At 65.3% G+C, this 14243-nt stretch carries 16 protein-coding genes and 1 pseudogene; 4 read left to right on the forward strand and 13 right to left on the reverse strand.

All coding sequences use genetic code 11. The annotated features are described in order from the left end of the window. The coding region (locus tag JWP83_RS25845) for an amidohydrolase family protein (protein ID WP_297736947.1) at window positions 1-761 on the reverse strand (761 nt) is incomplete at its 3' end. Between the two features lie 37 nt (window positions 762-798). Further along, window positions 799-1890 carry an amidohydrolase family protein gene (locus JWP83_RS25850; RefSeq protein WP_297736950.1) on the reverse strand — a complete coding sequence of 364 codons (1092 nt, stop codon included), beginning with the start codon at window positions 1888-1890 and terminating at the stop codon, window positions 799-801. 472 nt (window positions 1891-2362) lie between these two features. Between JWP83_RS25850 and JWP83_RS25855 the strand changes: the two genes are divergently transcribed. Beyond that, a complete protein-coding gene (locus JWP83_RS25855) occupies window positions 2363-3046 on the forward strand; it encodes a hypothetical protein (protein WP_297736953.1) in 684 nt (227 codons plus the stop codon). Window positions 3047-3098: 52 nt separating this feature from the next. On the opposite strand, the pseudogene JWP83_RS25860 reads toward JWP83_RS25855, so the two are convergent. From JWP83_RS25860 to JWP83_RS25870, 3 genes and pseudogenes are all read right to left on the reverse strand, one after another. Next, window positions 3099-3212: pseudogene (locus tag JWP83_RS25860) on the reverse strand (NAD(P)-dependent oxidoreductase); the annotation flags it as partial. Window positions 3213-3276: 64 nt separating this feature from the next. Continuing rightward, window positions 3277-3657, reverse strand: coding sequence for a carboxymuconolactone decarboxylase family protein (locus tag JWP83_RS25865; RefSeq protein ID WP_297736955.1), 381 nt, complete (start codon window positions 3655-3657; stop codon window positions 3277-3279). A 72-nt stretch (window positions 3658-3729) separates the two neighbouring features. Continuing rightward, the gene (locus JWP83_RS25870; protein ID WP_297736958.1) at window positions 3730-3927 is read right to left on the reverse strand and encodes an aldehyde dehydrogenase family protein; all 198 of its coding nucleotides are present in this window, start codon (window positions 3925-3927) and stop codon (window positions 3730-3732) included. Window positions 3928-4094: 167 nt separating this feature from the next. Between JWP83_RS25870 and JWP83_RS25875 the strand changes: the two genes are divergently transcribed. The 3 genes from JWP83_RS25875 (at window position 4095) to JWP83_RS25885 (ending at window position 7194) form a co-directional block, all read left to right on the forward strand. Beyond that, window positions 4095-4841 (forward strand): alpha/beta hydrolase, encoded by a 747-nt coding sequence (locus JWP83_RS25875; protein ID WP_297736961.1) that lies wholly within the window; start codon window positions 4095-4097, stop codon window positions 4839-4841. 195 nt (window positions 4842-5036) lie between these two features. After that, on the forward strand, window positions 5037-6035 hold the full coding sequence (locus tag JWP83_RS25880; protein ID WP_297736965.1) for an acyl-CoA dehydrogenase family protein: 999 nt from the start codon (window positions 5037-5039) through the stop codon (window positions 6033-6035). Then, window positions 6019-7194 carry an acyl-CoA dehydrogenase family protein gene (locus JWP83_RS25885; RefSeq protein ID WP_297736968.1) on the forward strand — a complete coding sequence of 392 codons (1176 nt, stop codon included), beginning with the start codon at window positions 6019-6021 and terminating at the stop codon, window positions 7192-7194. The genes JWP83_RS25880 and JWP83_RS25885 overlap by 17 nt, the downstream gene beginning before the upstream one ends. On the opposite strand, the gene JWP83_RS25890 is transcribed toward JWP83_RS25885, so the two are convergent. The 8 genes from JWP83_RS25890 to JWP83_RS25925 all read right to left on the reverse strand — a co-directional run bounded on the left by JWP83_RS25890 (window position 7191) and on the right by JWP83_RS25925 (window position 14147). Then, window positions 7191-8657: an alpha/beta hydrolase-fold protein gene (locus JWP83_RS25890; RefSeq protein WP_297736970.1), complete on the reverse strand. Its 1467-nt coding sequence runs from the start codon at window positions 8655-8657 to the stop codon at window positions 7191-7193. The two genes, JWP83_RS25885 and JWP83_RS25890, sit on opposite strands and share 4 nt — an antisense overlap. A gap of 117 nt (window positions 8658-8774) precedes the next feature. Beyond that, window positions 8775-9293 (reverse strand): hypothetical protein, encoded by a 519-nt coding sequence (locus JWP83_RS25895; RefSeq protein ID WP_297737112.1) that lies wholly within the window; start codon window positions 9291-9293, stop codon window positions 8775-8777. A gap of 92 nt (window positions 9294-9385) precedes the next feature. After that, window positions 9386-10210, reverse strand: coding sequence for a hypothetical protein (locus JWP83_RS25900; RefSeq protein WP_297736973.1), 825 nt, complete (start codon window positions 10208-10210; stop codon window positions 9386-9388). Window positions 10211-10343: 133 nt separating this feature from the next. After that, window positions 10344-10790: a hypothetical protein gene (locus JWP83_RS25905; protein WP_297737115.1), complete on the reverse strand. Its 447-nt coding sequence runs from the start codon at window positions 10788-10790 to the stop codon at window positions 10344-10346. A 120-nt stretch (window positions 10791-10910) separates the two neighbouring features. Continuing rightward, on the reverse strand, window positions 10911-12275 hold the full coding sequence (locus JWP83_RS25910) for a cytochrome P450 (protein WP_297736976.1): 1365 nt from the start codon (window positions 12273-12275) through the stop codon (window positions 10911-10913). Window positions 12276-12289: 14 nt separating this feature from the next. Beyond that, window positions 12290-12490 carry a ferredoxin gene (locus tag JWP83_RS25915; RefSeq protein WP_297736979.1) on the reverse strand — a complete coding sequence of 67 codons (201 nt, stop codon included), beginning with the start codon at window positions 12488-12490 and terminating at the stop codon, window positions 12290-12292. A 28-nt stretch (window positions 12491-12518) separates the two neighbouring features. Continuing rightward, window positions 12519-13394: a mycofactocin-coupled SDR family oxidoreductase gene (locus JWP83_RS25920; protein ID WP_297736982.1), complete on the reverse strand. Its 876-nt coding sequence runs from the start codon at window positions 13392-13394 to the stop codon at window positions 12519-12521. Window positions 13395-13445: 51 nt separating this feature from the next. After that, window positions 13446-14147: an SDR family NAD(P)-dependent oxidoreductase gene (locus JWP83_RS25925; RefSeq protein ID WP_297736984.1), complete on the reverse strand. Its 702-nt coding sequence runs from the start codon at window positions 14145-14147 to the stop codon at window positions 13446-13448. Window positions 14148-14243: the final 96 nt, after the last annotated feature.

A 14243-nucleotide genomic window follows, 5' to 3' on the forward strand; every position in this document is an offset into this window, starting at 1 on the left:
AGCGTCGGGAACCGGTCGAAGACGCCGTCGAAGATCAGGCTCATGACCTGGTTGGCGGCGAGCAGCGCGTAGGTCACCATGAAATCGTGGTTGTAGCTGGGCAGACCGACCGGCGGCGTCGGCAGCATCTCGTAGTTGCTGCGCGACAGGTGACAGCTCACCGTGATGTCGTGCTTGGTGGCGGCCTCCCAGATCGGGTTGTACTTCGGGTGGCCCCATGACGGCCGCGGCTCGGCTTTGATCAGGATCTGCGCCATGTATGGATGGCCGGCCCACGTCTCGATCTCTCGGGCTGCGCCCTCGGGATCCTCGACCGCGGCGCAGATCGAACCGCGCCAGCGCTCATGCCAGTTGTTGTGGCTGTCGAGCCAGTGGTTCGCCTGCCAGTGATTGAGGGCGGTCGAGAACGCCTGGTGAGCCTCGGCCAGGCGCGGTGTGCGCCCACCGGGTTCCAGGATCGCGATGTCCGAACCCGCTTGCATGATCAGCTGCCGGAATGCCATGTCCGGGTCGCTGCCGGGGAACTCACCGTCGGGGGGGAAGGTGTCGGTGCGCATCGCGAAGCTGTGTGCGTAGTCGGGAGCGTCGTAATAGATCAGCTCGCCGACCCGGTGGTCGAGGAAGAACTTGCTGCGCCAGGGCTCGGGAATGTACTGGGTGATCTCGCCCCGTTTGGGCACCGGGTGGACATCCGAGTCGACGCACCGGACGGCTATGCGTTCGGCGGCGGGAACACGTTCCTGCATATGAGTCAGCGTCATCTCTGTCTCCTCAGTCTCCCTTGTCCTAATTCTGCGACTAGCCGGCTGCCAGGTCGACCGAAACGTCGATCCCGTACAGGTTGGCCGCGTTGCGCCAGCACAATTTCTCGCGCTGTTCGGCGGACAGCGCTTTGGGCACCTTCGTGATGTCACCGCATTGCCAGTGCGGATAGCTGGAGCCGAACATCACCATGTCTTCCTTGCCGGTGAAGCCGAACCACGCGCCGGCGAACTCGGTATCGCCCGGACCGTCGAGGCTGCCCTGCACGAAGTACACGTGCCCGGGGATGTAGTCGCTGGGGATTCGCGGTGCCCACGGCGTCTGTTCCAGGTGTGGCCGGCCGAACGTGTCCATCCGCCAGATGAATGGCGTGAGAAAGTCCGCGGCGCCGTCGGCCCAGACGAACTTCAGGCTCGAGAAGCGCTCGAACACGCCCTCGGCGATCATGTTCATCAGGTGATACAGGTAGTTCAGCGCCATGAAGCTGACGTATTGCTCGTAGGTCAGGGTGTGCCCGGACGGCGTCGGAGGAAAGCCGATGCCCTCGCCCGTTTCGATGTGCACGGCGACCGGAAGGCCCGCGTCCGCGGCGGCCTCCCACAGCGGCCAGAACTGGGGTTTGCCGTACAGCTCGCGGGATTGCAGCGGGACGCCGATCTGGACCACGCGCGGGTGGGCACGCCATTTCTCGATTTCGCGCAGCGCGCCGGCGATGTCGTCGGGGTTGACCCGGATGGTGCCGCGGAAACGCTCGCCGAACTCGGCGGACTCCAGCCAGCGCGACACCATCATTTCGTTGTGGGCGGCATGCAACGCGGTGCCCAGGTGGCGGTCGGGCATGATGCCGCGTCCCATCGGATGCAGGATCGCCACGTCCACGCCGCGCTTCGAAAAGAGTTCGTTGGCAACGAATTCCGGATCCGAACCCGGATACTGGCGGTCCGGCCCCTCGGTATTCGGCGCGTATTCGCCGCCCGGCGCGCCGTACCAGTCCATCTCGTAGTCGGGGAAACCGCGGCTCTTGAAGGGCTCGCGCAAGACGGAGCGCAGCTCCTTGTTGGACGGAAAGAAGATGTGCACGCTCGCGTCGATCATCGGCGTACGTGAACCGTCAGCCTGTTCGATCACGAAAGCCACCCCTCGGCTCGGCAAGCCAGAGTGAGCCCTGTGAGGGCATCTGATAGATAATCTAACATTCTCGTCGGTCGCCAATCAACGGTGTTTCGGTAAGCGTTTCGGTTAATCATCGGCCCTGGTAGCCATCGATATTGCCGCCACTCTGGTAAGTAGCGTTCTTGAAAAGGATAATAGCATTCTCCATCTTGGCGACGGACGCTGACCGTGTCCAAGCAGAAGGCCGAACCGGACCCCAGCGGACGTCGGTCTGACCACCTCGCCGGTACGATTCGTCGCGTGATCGCCGGATCGGGACGCACCTCGTGCATGCCCGTGTGTGCCAGATGCCGAGTCCGATCCCGGGTGAGTAACACGACCGCCGACTCAGCCGTTGCCAACGCCCGCAACGCCGCGCAATGAGGAACACGCGCGGACCGATGCCCAGACGTCGTCGCTATTTGTCTCACTCGATGGCCCCCGCGTCGTGAGGGCCGTGCACGCGTCCATGGTCCGCTGGGTCGGCCTCTTGTTCGTGGTCGGCGCGGCGCTGTTCGTGCTCGGTGTCCTGCTCTCGCTGCTACCCGCATTGCCGCCGCTGCTCTCGGCGGTGACCTACGCGGTTGGGGCGGTGTTCTTCACGACCGCCGCAACCCTTCAGTTAGTCCTCGCTCGACGAGAGCTGCCCGAGGCCGAGCGGCGCTCACTCCCTTTGCGCGCTCGCACGACCGACTGGCTGGCCGCGGCCATCCAGTTGATAGGGACGGTGCTGTTCAACGTCAACACGATGGACGCCGCGGTAACCATCGGTGCGCGCCCGGAGCTCATCGACGTCGAGGTGTGGGTGCCTGACATCGTCGGCTCCGTCGCGTTCCTGGTCTCCTCGGCCATCGCGATCGTTCCCGAGGTCCGGGCCCGGCGCCATTCCCACGTTGCAAACGCCTCGCAGCGCATCGCTTTCCTCAACTTCGCTGGATCCGTCCTGTTTCTCGCCTCGGCCGCGGGCGCACTGGTGCTGCGCTCGGGAGCCGACGTCAGTCTCCTGTGGGCCAACATCGGTACATTGTTCGGCGCCTTGTGCTTCCTGGTGGCCGCGTGGCTTTTCGGTTGGCCCCCTCCGCGGCCGCACCGCGCGCGGCGCCAGCTCAATTGCGAGGCACCTCCATCGTGAGTCGCGCCAAAAGCACAGAGCACGAACGTGATTCACGACCGATAATGAGTTACTAGCCTGGCGGCGGCGGGTCCGCCTGGTCCACCGTGACGCCGGCGGCCCTCTCGAACGGTTTGATCACCGTCGTGAAATCGGAATCCGGGCCTTCATCGCGGGCGGCGGCCTCCCTGGATGAGGCGACTTGCCATGGGACTGCCCATGTTCGCCAGCCCGATGACCATCGCGAACTCCTAGTCCTGGTCCACTTCGGCGAACGCCTCACGCGCGATGCGAAAGCTGTCGACCGCGGCCGGTACACCGGCGTAGATGGCGACCTGGAGGACTATTTCGCGAATTTCATCGCGCGTGACGCCGTTGGTCAGGGCCGCCTTGATGTGCGTCCGTAATTCGTTGGGGCGGTTCAGGACCGAGATCATGGCCAGGTTGAGCATGCTGCGAGTCTTGAGGGCCAGACCGTCGCGTCCCCAGACCGCGCCCCAGCAATACTCGGTGATGAGATCTTGCAGCGGCTTGGTGAAGTCATCCGCACCGGCTAATGCTTGGCTGACATACGCGTCACCCAGTACTGCCGAGCGAATCTCGAGTCCTCGTTGGTATGTGTCGTGATCCAATGGTTTTCCTCCTTTGGTGACCTGCGGCGCTGGGTTCGTTGCGAGGACGAATCGTACGCGTGCGCCGGTGCGTCACCGGCGCACGACGACGGTCTGGGTGGCGGTGAACATATCGAGCGCCCGGTTCCCCTCTCGCGGCCAAACCCCGGACTTCTTGCAGCCTCCGCACGGCAGCTCCACGCCGCCGCCGGCACCGTACGTGTTGACATAGACCTGGCCGGCACGGGTCTCGGCCGCGAGTCGGTGTGCGCGGGCAGGTCGGTGGTCCACACCGCGCCCAGTAGCCCATACTGTGTGCGGTTGGCCGGCCGCGCCGCTGGCCGATTGCGGCATCCGCCGCAGCGCCGAAGAAGGAGCGCCACTTGCAGCACGCCGTCAATCTGTTCCTTCGGGGCATCCTGCCCCGCGACTGAACCGCCACACAGACACCACCCGCAATGGCATTGCCCAGCCTCGTCCTGGTACACGGCGGCGCGCATGCCGCCGACTGCTGGGATCTCACCGTCGCCGAGTTGGCCAGCCAGGCACCCGAATTGCAAGTCCTCGCGGTCGACCTGCCCGGCCGGGCGGGCAGGCCGGCGGATCTGGCAACGGTCACGATCGCCGACTGGGTGGAGTCCGCGGTCGCCGACGTCGAGGACGCCGGGCTCGACGACGTTGTGGTCGTTGGGCATTCGATGGCCGGGCTGACCGTGCCGGGCATCGTCGCCAAGCTCGGGGCCGCGCGGGTGCGCGAGATGATTCTGCTGGCGGCGTTCGTCCCGCCGCAGGGAATGTCCGTAGTGGACACGCTGCGCGGACCCCTGGCTCCCCTGGCGAGATCGGCCGGCAGGGTCGAAAGAAGGTCGTTCCCAATGCCTGTCGCTCTGGCGCGATTCGCTTTCTGCAACGGCATGACGCGTGACCAGCGCAGGTTGACGTTATCCCGGCTGTGCATGGAGTCGCCAAACGTGATATTCGAATCTGCCGATCGCAGCGACCTGCCCGATGAGGTGCAGCGCACCTGGATCATGACGCTGCGCGATCGGGCCCTGTCGGTTCGGCAGCAGCTCACGGCAATCGAATCCCTCGGTGGCGTCGACACGATGGTCTGCGTCGACGGCTGCCACGACGTGATGTTCAGCGAACCCAAAGTGGTGGCCGCAATTCTGGCCGATCGCTGCCGGTTGCAGGCTGACAGCTAAGCCGTCGCCCGCTTTCCGAGTTCGTCAACCTCGACCTGGTGGGACGAACCGGCCGACCGGCTGCTGGCCACCAGCTAACCAGGGCGAACGCGCTTGTCGCACGCGGGCACACCCCAATAGCCGGTTCGGAGATTATTACTTCCGCGATAGAGAATGCTATTCTCGCGGTGGCGGTGACGACAGGAGGCGGCCCGGATGCTGTTGGAGTTCGATGCTGATCAGCGGCTGTGGCAGAAGACCGTTCGCGACGCCGTCGCCAAGCAGTGCCCGCCGTCGCTGGTGCGCAGCGTGGCCGAGGACGGCGTCGACCCGAGCCCGCTGTGGAAGTCCTATGTGGACCAGGGCTGGACGGAGCTGAACGACTCGGCCAGCGCCGTGGAGCTGGCCATCGCGCTCGAGGAGTTGGGGCGCGCGACTGATCCCACCCCCTTCCTGGCGACGATGAGCCAATTCGCGCCGCTGGCCGCGGATCGGTTCGACCCGCACGAGGCCGGAACGGCCGTGCACAGCGGGGTATCGGCGCACCGAGATGCCGACGGGTGGGTGCTGGACGGCACGGCACGCCACGTCCTCGACGGCGATCGTGTCGACCGGTTGGCCGTGGTAACCGACGCCGGCGTGTTCGTCGTCGCGGCCAACCAGGTGTCGGCCCGTCGCTCGGCGGTCTTCGACCCCGTCCTTCACATCGCCGACCTGTCGTTCGGCGAAGTCCGGGTGCCCGACAGCGCCCGGCTCACCGTCGACGCGGAGCGTGCGCAGCACGTTGCGTTGACGGGCATGGCGATCACGATGGTCGGGGCGTGCCAACGCATCCTCGACCTGGTCCTCGACCACGTCCGCAGCCGTCAGCAATTCGGTGTGCCGATCGGTTCGTTCCAGGCCGTCCAGCACAAGGCCGCCGACATGCATATCGCGGTGGAACGCGCCCGCGCGCTGGCCTACTTCGCCGCGTTGACGATCGCGGCCGACGATCCCCGGCGCCGGCTGGCGGCCGCGATGGCCAAGGCATCGGCGGGGGAGTGCCAGTCGCTCGTATTCCGCCACGGCCTACAGCTTTTCGGTGCCATGGGCTTCACCTGGGAGAACGACCTGCAGTTCGCGCTCAAGCGGGCCAAGGCGGGTGAGCTCATGCTCGGAGGCGCCGCGCAACACCGCGCGCGAATCGCAGAGGAATATCGTGCAGCTGACTTTTGACCCCGACGTCGAGGCGTTCCGGGCGGAGTTCGCCGCGTTCCTTGACGAAAACCTGCCTGACGCAAGCGAAACGCTGGAGCGCCCACGGTCGGTGTCGCATATGCCGCGGTGGGCGCGTCGTTGGCAGCGGCTGCTTTTCGAGAACGGCTGGCTGCTGCCGGGTCAGCCCCCGGAATACGGTGGGCGCAACGCGACGGTCATTCAGCAGTTCGTCTACCTTGAGGAACTAAGCCGCCGCCGGATCTACCACAGCTTCAACCCGCAGGGCGTGAATATCGTTGGGGCTTCGCTGTTGTCGTTCGGCAGCGACGAACAGAAGCAGCGCTGGGCGGTGCCGATCCTGCGAGCCGATATCACCGCTTCACTCGGGATGAGCGAACCCAGCGCGGGCTCCGACCTGGCGTCGTTACGCACTCGCGCGGTGCTCGACGGTGATCACTTCGTGGTCAATGGGCAGAAGGTTTGGACTTCGGGCGCCCACGATGCCGACGTCTTGCTGACATTCGTGCGCACCAATCCAGATGCGCCGAAGCACAAGGGAATCAGTGCGCTAATCATCCCCACCGACACCCCGGGCCTGGTGCGCCGGCCGTTCCCGTCGATCTGCGGTGCCGATGATCTGGATTTCAACGAGGTGTTCTTCACCGATGTGCGGGTACCGGCGGAGAACCTGCTCGGTGAGCTCGACCAGGGGTGGCGGGTGGCCAACGGGTCGCTGGGGCACGAACGCACGATGATGTGGTTGGGTTTCGCCGATCGACTAGACAACGTGATCGACGACTTCCACCCCAGCACCGAAGTCGAGCGCGACCAGTACGCCAGCACGATCATGGACAAGCAAGCGCTGCGCTTGTTGGGTTCGGTTGCCTTGGCGCGTGCCTCGCGCGGCGAAGACGACGTGGCCGCGATCTCGGTGCTCAAGCTGCTCGGGTCCGAGGCCGAGCTGCGTGGCATGGAGCTTGCGTTGACGTCCGCGGGATCCGACGGGCTGATCCACCCGGGGCAGACCGGCCCCTACGCGCCGATGAACCTGGACCACTATTTCGCCAGCTGGTTCGAGCGTTACGCCCGAAGCTTTTCCGGCACCATCGCCGGCGGCACCTCGGAGATTCAGCGCAACATCATCGCTCAGCGAGTGCTCGGCCTGCCCCGCGGCTAGCGCTGGTCGTGACCCACCACCTCCGTGCGGTTCGTGTGCGCGGCATCGGTCCCCGCGCGGTCGGAGCCCGCGGGCGCAGACGGCACGCCGGGCAATGGAATCCGGGCCAGGTCCGGAGTGCGCAGCTGGCCGGCCAGCCATGGCAACGCGGTGGCGAAAGCTGTGCCGGCGGTGGGCCAGTCGTGCTTTCCGGGCTGGGCGACCACCGCGCAGTCGATGCCGTTTGCCCGGCCCAGCGCGCACAGGGATGCGGCGGCCGCGGCCTGGTTACCCGGGTCGGCGCCGGCGCCGCGGCCGGCGAGAGCCATCGCGGCGGTATCGACAACCGTGATATCGCGATGCGGCATCGGGGAACTACCCGGCGAGATCGCGAACCAACCGGACACTCCGGTGTAGCGGCGATGGCGGCTGATCACCGTCGTCGGGTCAAATGCCGCCCACGCGTCGGCATTGCCGCCGAACAAGCCGGCGATGGTTTGTGCCTTGGTTCCCGTGTTAGGGGTCAAGTCGCCTTCGATGTCGACGAACGTGCTGAACAGCGTGGGATGCATGACGGTCAGATCCACCGCGCAGGTCCCTCCCATCGAGAAGCCCACGATGCCCCAGTGCGACGGGTCAGGGTTAACCCCAAAATTCGAGATCACATAGGGCACTACGTCTTTGGTCAGGTGGTCAGCCGCATTGCCACGGCTTCCGTTGACGCATTCGGTGTCATTGTCGAAGGCCCCGCCCGGGTCCACGAACACCAGCACCGGCGCGCTGCCGCCATGCGCGGCCGCGAAGGCGTCGATAGTGTCCACTGCGTTGCCGGCGCGCACCCAGTCGGCCGGTGTATTGATCATGCCGCCGATCATCATCACCGTCGGCAACTGTGGCGGCGGAGAACTCGCGAACCATGCCGACGGCAGGTAAACGAGTTCCTCGCGGTGCTTGAAATGCGATGCGTCGGAGGGGATCAGCACCGGCACCAGGCGGCCACGGGACGGCCTGGCGCCCTTCGCCGCCATCGCGGTAACGGTGGCCTTGTCGGTCTGGTCAGGCAGCGGAGCGGAGGTGAGCTGATCCCATGCGCTCTGCACCGTCTGCACGTACCCGACCCACTGGTTGAGCACCAGCAGCGAGCAGAGCAGACACAGCGGCAGGCACAGGATCGATACTCCGCGCCGCCACCAGCGCGCACCGCGCCAGCCCAGGATCAAGACAGCCGCGGCCGTTCCGGCCAACGCGATCCACACATAAAGTGTTCGCGGCGCCGGTTGGCTGGGCAGTCCGGCGGCGGCGATGTACCAGTGTGCCCCGCCCGCCGCCACGCCTCCCATGAGGGCAGCCAGGGGCAGCCATAACAGGCGCCAGCGGTGCGATCGCCATCCGACGGCCAGGCCGAGCGCGATCGCGGTGACGGCCTCGACCGTCATCGGCACCCAGCCGTTCATCAACGAGATGTGGTTACTCAGCAGCTGCATCGTGATTCCTCCTCCCAGCGGCTAGCGAGCCGTACGTGTGAGAAAAGGATTCAATGCCGGCCTCTACGAAGCCTCTACGAATTCTTGGAGCCTCGGCGCGTGGAAAGCGCCACGCTCCTAGACCGGGTCGAACTTGGTGATCAGCCAGCTGCCGTTGACGCGGGTCATGCTCACCAGCACGGTGCTGGCCGCCAGCGTGGGATCGGGCCGGTCCTTGCTTGTCGTGCTCTGGTCGACGTACACCAGAACCAAGGCGGAATCCGGATGCAACTCCTGCACCCCCGCCCCCATGATGTGCGCGGTGGTCTTGAGCGACTTCTGTTTGGCCGCTGGAGCCACGATCTGGTCGGTGAACTGGGTGTAGTACGACAGGAAGTCCCCCGACAGGTGCGACTTGGCGGTGGCGAAGTCCTTGTCGAGGGACTCGGGTGAGTAGGACAGCAACGCAACCGTTCCGTCGGTCGCCGCATTGACCACCGCCCGGGCGACGCTGGGGTCGGTGCGTTGCTTTGGCTGGTACCGCTCGAAGTACATCCACGCCGCCACCCCGCCGGATATCAGTAGCAGCACGACCAGGATCACGGGAACGACTGCCACGTGGCGCGGGATGCGGGGCAGGCCACGTCGCTGGCGCACGGTCCGCTTGGGTGACTCCTCAACCGCCGCGTCAGCTGCGTCTGCGTCCTTGGCTTGTTCGTCGGTCTCGGTGGTTTGAAGGTCGCGATCGGTCACGCTACGAAGTCCACTTTCGACATCTTGTACTGTCCGCCGTCTTTGGTCACGGTTACCCGGAGCCGAAACACGCGCGGTTCGTCCTTGGCGCCTGCGGCATTGGTGATCTTGGACGTCGCCGAGACCAGTACCGATGCGGAATTCCCGTCCATGGACTCGAGCGCCGCCGCGTTGACCGCCCCCTGGGTAGTCACTTTGGACTGCTCGACCACCGACGCGAAATCCTTTGCCCGCTGCTGGAAGTCGTCCCTGAACTGACCGGTGGAGCTGTCGATCACTCGCTGGACGTCTTCCTTGGCTCGGTTGAAGTCGAGGGAGGTCATGTTGATGACACCCTGCCTGGCCCCGGCCACGAAGTTGGCGGCGCGCTCCTCTCGATCGGTGGCTTCATGGTATTGCCACGCCATGTATCCGGTGACGCCGACAAAGACGCCGATGAGGACGATGGCCGCCACTTTGAGAGTTGCCGACAATGACGGGAACCGTAGTCGCCTTCTCGCCCGCCTGGATTCCGGTGCTGCGGCTGCGACGGTCTCCTCAGGGGTGTTCTCATCGGTCTCCGTACCGGAATATTCGACGGTATCGTCGGCGTCCGTGTTGTCCGCGTCCGAAGGTGACTTTTCGGTCTCGTCGGTCTCGGCAGCCTCGGCCTCGGCCTCGGCCAGCGCTTGACGCCGGAGCATGGCGGCGCGGGCCCGGGCACGCGCCGCGGCGGCCAGTGCCTCGGCTTCGGCGGCTTCTGCCTCCGCCTCTTCGAGCAACGCCTTCGTGTCGGCTTTTGATGTGGCCGAGTCTTCCGGCGGTCGTTTCGCCTCAGCCACCCCGCGTACCACCCGTCACCATCGTCATCGACCGAACTCCGATATCTCGTACTGTACTGACCAATCCTGATAGCGGAGTGGCCGGCGAATTGGTGCGCGAACGATTGGTTCCTACGGGCAACGGTGGTCGCGGCTACCATCGCACGAGCGAGAAGGGGTACGTGTTGGAGCCCCCGGGTGCGCCGCCGCATCCCGTGTCGAAGGTGGAGACCACCTCACCGCTCAGTGAGACCGCATCCCACGAATAGACATCATGTGAGGGAAAGAACTGGACCACGCAGCGCACACCGTCGGGAACGTCGACGGTCATGGTGTACCGGCCGTTGGACAGGTGAGCGTCTGCTTTGTAGGGCGCCGCTTGCCCGTTGGGTTGCGGAACCGCTTGGACGGTTAGGCATTCCGGCCCTTCATCATATCTGCACGCTCGAATCGCCCAAATCCAGCTGTGGCCAGGATCCCGGTTTGTGTCCAACCTGTAGTTGCCAATCAGCATGTCCGCGCGGGCGGTCGGCGTGAGGGTCAGCGCGGCCGTGGCAAGCGCAAGGCTCACAGTGAAAGTCTTCACCGATGCGTCTCCCATCTCTGCCAAGCGCTTGGCCCAAATATAAGGCGCGGTCACGCTGAACATGCCTACTCGGAAAAATTGCGGCGGTCAACGGCTCCTTTCAGGTGCGTAGCGTGACGCTGAGCTGCGAGCGGCTCAGTCGATGACCGCGGCTTCCTTGCGTTCGGTGATCGGCCTGGCCAGCTCTTGCTCGTCGCAGACGCGTTGCAGTTTCTCCAGCGTCTCGTCCAGGCCAACTCCGACCTTGCGGCCCGGCGTGAAGGTGGCCGGCAACTTCCGCATGCCCTGGATGACGCCGATGGTCTCGTAGTGGACCGTTCCTTCGCGGTCGCACGCGTAGTCGGGCATCCGGTCGAGGACCGCGGTCAGCATGGACTTGAACACCGTGCGCGCCACATTCGATCCGGCGCATCGGTGAAGGCCGAGTCCAAAGCTGAAGTGCCGGTTCCCTTTACGATCGAGAAGGATCTCGTCCGGGTCGTGGAACACCGCGGGGTCACGGTTGGCCATGGCCCACGAAATCCAGAGCCGCTCGCCCTCTTTGAAGTTGTTACCGTCGAGCTCGACATCATCGGAGAAGGTCCGGCCATCACCGGGTGCCGGGGTGAAGTAGCGCAGGAACTCTTCGGTCGCGGGATCAAGCAGCGTCTCGCGCTGCTTGCTGAGCAGCTCGCGCTGATCTGGATTCTGCGAAAGCCATTCCAGCGAATGGGCGGTCAGCGCCGTGGTGGTGTCGAAGCCGCCACCGATGATCAATCCGAGATTGCCGATGATTTCCAGGTCGGGCGCGGGCTCACCGTCGATCCGCATTTCGAGCAGGGCAGTGACCAGGCCGGGCCGCGGATTGTCGCGAATCTCGATCATGTTGTTGATCAGGTCGATCCCCATCTGCCGGTGCATCTCGGTGACCCGTTGGATGTCCGGGGAATGCTCCGGGGTGTACACCGCGGCATGGGTTGGCTCGCTGTACATCTGCCAGTTCTTCAGCGGGATACCCATCATCGCCAGTGTCAGCACGGCCGGCACGATGTTTGCCAGGTCGTCGACGAAGTCGATGCGGCCTTCCTCGATCCTCTCGTCGAGGCAGGCGCGCGTCACGTCGTGGATGAACGGCTCCCAGCGCTTGACGGCGGCCGGCGACAGGTAGGGGTTGAGCACGGAGCGGTAGGTTTTGTGTTCGGGGTTGTCCATCTCCAGGATGCCGCCCCGGATACCGTTGATGCGGCTGGCCGTCGGGATCGAAATGCCTTTGTAGCCACGGCGCACGTCATTCACGTCGTGATCGTTGGAGACCGCCGGGCCGCGGGCGAGTTCGAAGACCTCGTGGCTGCCGGCCGCCACCCAGTGTCCGCCGTAGGTGTCGCTCCAGGCCATCGGGCACTGGGCGTGCATCTCCTCGGTGATGTCCTTGAACTGCGAGCGGTACTCCGCGGAGTGCCGATCGAAGTGATACCAGTTCGGCTTGCGGTCGCTGTCGCTGACGACGTCGTCGACACTCAAGGCACTGTCTCCCTTTATGTTTCATCCGTGATGATGATGGCCTGCTCCGGACAGGAGTGGGCGGCCTCGCGGACCTGGTCCTCCTTGTCGGCCGGCACCAGCTCGTCGATCGCCGACGAGCTGCCGTCGATGTCGCTGAGCTGGAAAGAATCCGGAGCGATCATCGAGCACAGGGTGTGGCCCTGGCAGCGTTCTGAATCAACCCAGACCTTCACGGTGTCTCCTTGCGAGCTTCTGTGTGGCTCAACTGCGGTGGTCGTACCACTTGAGGTAGCCGCCGGCATCGACGCGCAACTGCACGCCGGTGACGTACCTGGCCTCGTCGGAGGCCAACCACAGGACGGCGTTGCTGATGTCCTCGGGTTCGATGTAGGGGATTCTCATCGCCTGCTGCACGCCGAAAACGGGCTCGGCGTCGGCTCGTGTCGGGTGTTCGAGGTCCGGCCGGAAGGAGCGGTACATCGGCTCGCTCTGCAGCATCGGGGTGTTGGTGTTCGTCGGGTGAATCACGTTGGCGCGAATGCCCAACGGCGCCAGCTCGGTTGCCAGGTCGTGGACGTAATGTGACAGCGCGCGCTTGGAGTGAATGTAGGCCATGCCCCCCGGGTCGTTGCCGGGATTGTCCTTCTTGGCGGTGTCCATCAGCGCGGCGGTGGATCCGGTGGCGACGATCGAGGCGCCTTCGCCCAGGTGCGGCAACGTGACCTGGATGGCGTTGATGGTGCCGATCAGGTTGGTGTTGATGACGTCGCACCACGCCTGGAGGGGCGGCTGGCCCTTCATGCCGGCGACGCCGGCCTGCGCGACCACGATGTCGAGCCTGCCGAACTCCGCAACCCCTTGCTCCAGCGCGGCGCGGAGTTGCGCGACATCGCGCACGTCGGCCTGGGCGATCACCGCGCCCTGGCCGGTTTTCTCGATGAGCCGGGCGGTCTCCTCGAGATCCTCGGGTACCGCCATCGGGTAACCGATGGTGTCGAGGTCACGGCACAGATCGACGGCGATGATGTCGGCGCCTTCTTCGGCCAGCCGCACCGCGTGGCTGCGGCCCTGCCCGCGCGCCGCGCCGGTGACGAAGGCGACCTTTCCCCTAACGCGCCCCTGTGCGCCGTCTCCCACCGCTTCTCCTTCTCGGTTGGTTACCAAGCATCGCCGACTGCCCGCCGGTGCCTAGGTGTTTCGTCCGCCGTTGACGCCCAATATCTGACCGGTGATGTAGCCGGCCTCCTCGGAAATCAGGAAAGCGCATGCGGCTGCGATGTCTTCCGGTCTGCCCATCCGGCGCACCGGGGTCCGGGCGATGGTCGCCTCGATGTCGCCGAGGTATCCGTGTTGTTCCGCGGCGCGCAGCATCGGGGTGTCGATGAACCCCGGCGGTACGGCGTTAACGGTGATGCCGCTGGGCCCGTACTCGAGTGCCAGCGACTTGGTGAGGCCGTTGACCGCGGACTTGGCCGCCACGTAGTGGCTCATGTAGGGCGCACCGGAATGAGTGCTCGACGACGAGATGTTGACGATCCGTCCCCACCCGGCCTCGACCATGTCGGGCAGCACCGCCTGGGTCACGTGAAAGACGCCGTTGAGGTTGACGTCGATCACCCGCTGCCACTCCTCCAACGTGATGTTGGCGAAGCGCTTGAAGCCGTCCAGGCCCGCGGCGTTGACCAGGACCGTCACCGGCCCCAGCTGCGCGCGGATGGCCGCAAGCGCGGCATCGACCTGCGCCCGGCCGGTGACGTCGGCGGTGAAGGCGAAATCGGTTTCGGACGGTCTGAGGTCGATCGTGGCGACATCAAGACCGTCGGCGCGCAGGCGTTGCGCGACTGCTTGACCGATGCCGGATCCGCCTCCGGTCACCACCGCGGTCTTCATGTTGAGACCTCACCTCCAAAGGTTGCCGTCTCGGCCAGAAAGAATCTCCCTTGCAATTATGAGAACCTTACTCTCGGCCCGAAGCGGCGTGCAACA

Origin of the sequence: Mycobacterium sp. (genome assembly GCF_025965855.1) — a bacterium.
GTDB lineage: Bacteria > Actinomycetota > Actinomycetes > Mycobacteriales > Mycobacteriaceae > Mycobacterium.

Excerpts from the sequence above, each read along its gene's own strand:
- JWP83_RS25875 (WP_297736961.1), top strand. The coding sequence starts at position 4,095 with ATGGCATTGCCCAGCCTCGTCCTGGTACACGGCGGCGCGCATGCCGCC.
- JWP83_RS25880 (WP_297736965.1), top strand. The coding sequence starts at position 5,037 with ATGCTGTTGGAGTTCGATGCTGATCAGCGGCTGTGGCAGAAGACCGTT.
- JWP83_RS25890 (WP_297736970.1), bottom strand. The coding sequence starts at position 8,657 with ATGCAGCTGCTGAGTAACCACATCTCGTTGATGAACGGCTGGGTGCCG.
- JWP83_RS25905 (WP_297737115.1), bottom strand. The coding sequence starts at position 10,790 with ATGGGAGACGCATCGGTGAAGACTTTCACTGTGAGCCTTGCGCTTGCC.
- JWP83_RS25925 (WP_297736984.1), bottom strand. The coding sequence starts at position 14,147 with ATGAAGACCGCGGTGGTGACCGGAGGCGGATCCGGCATCGGTCAAGCA.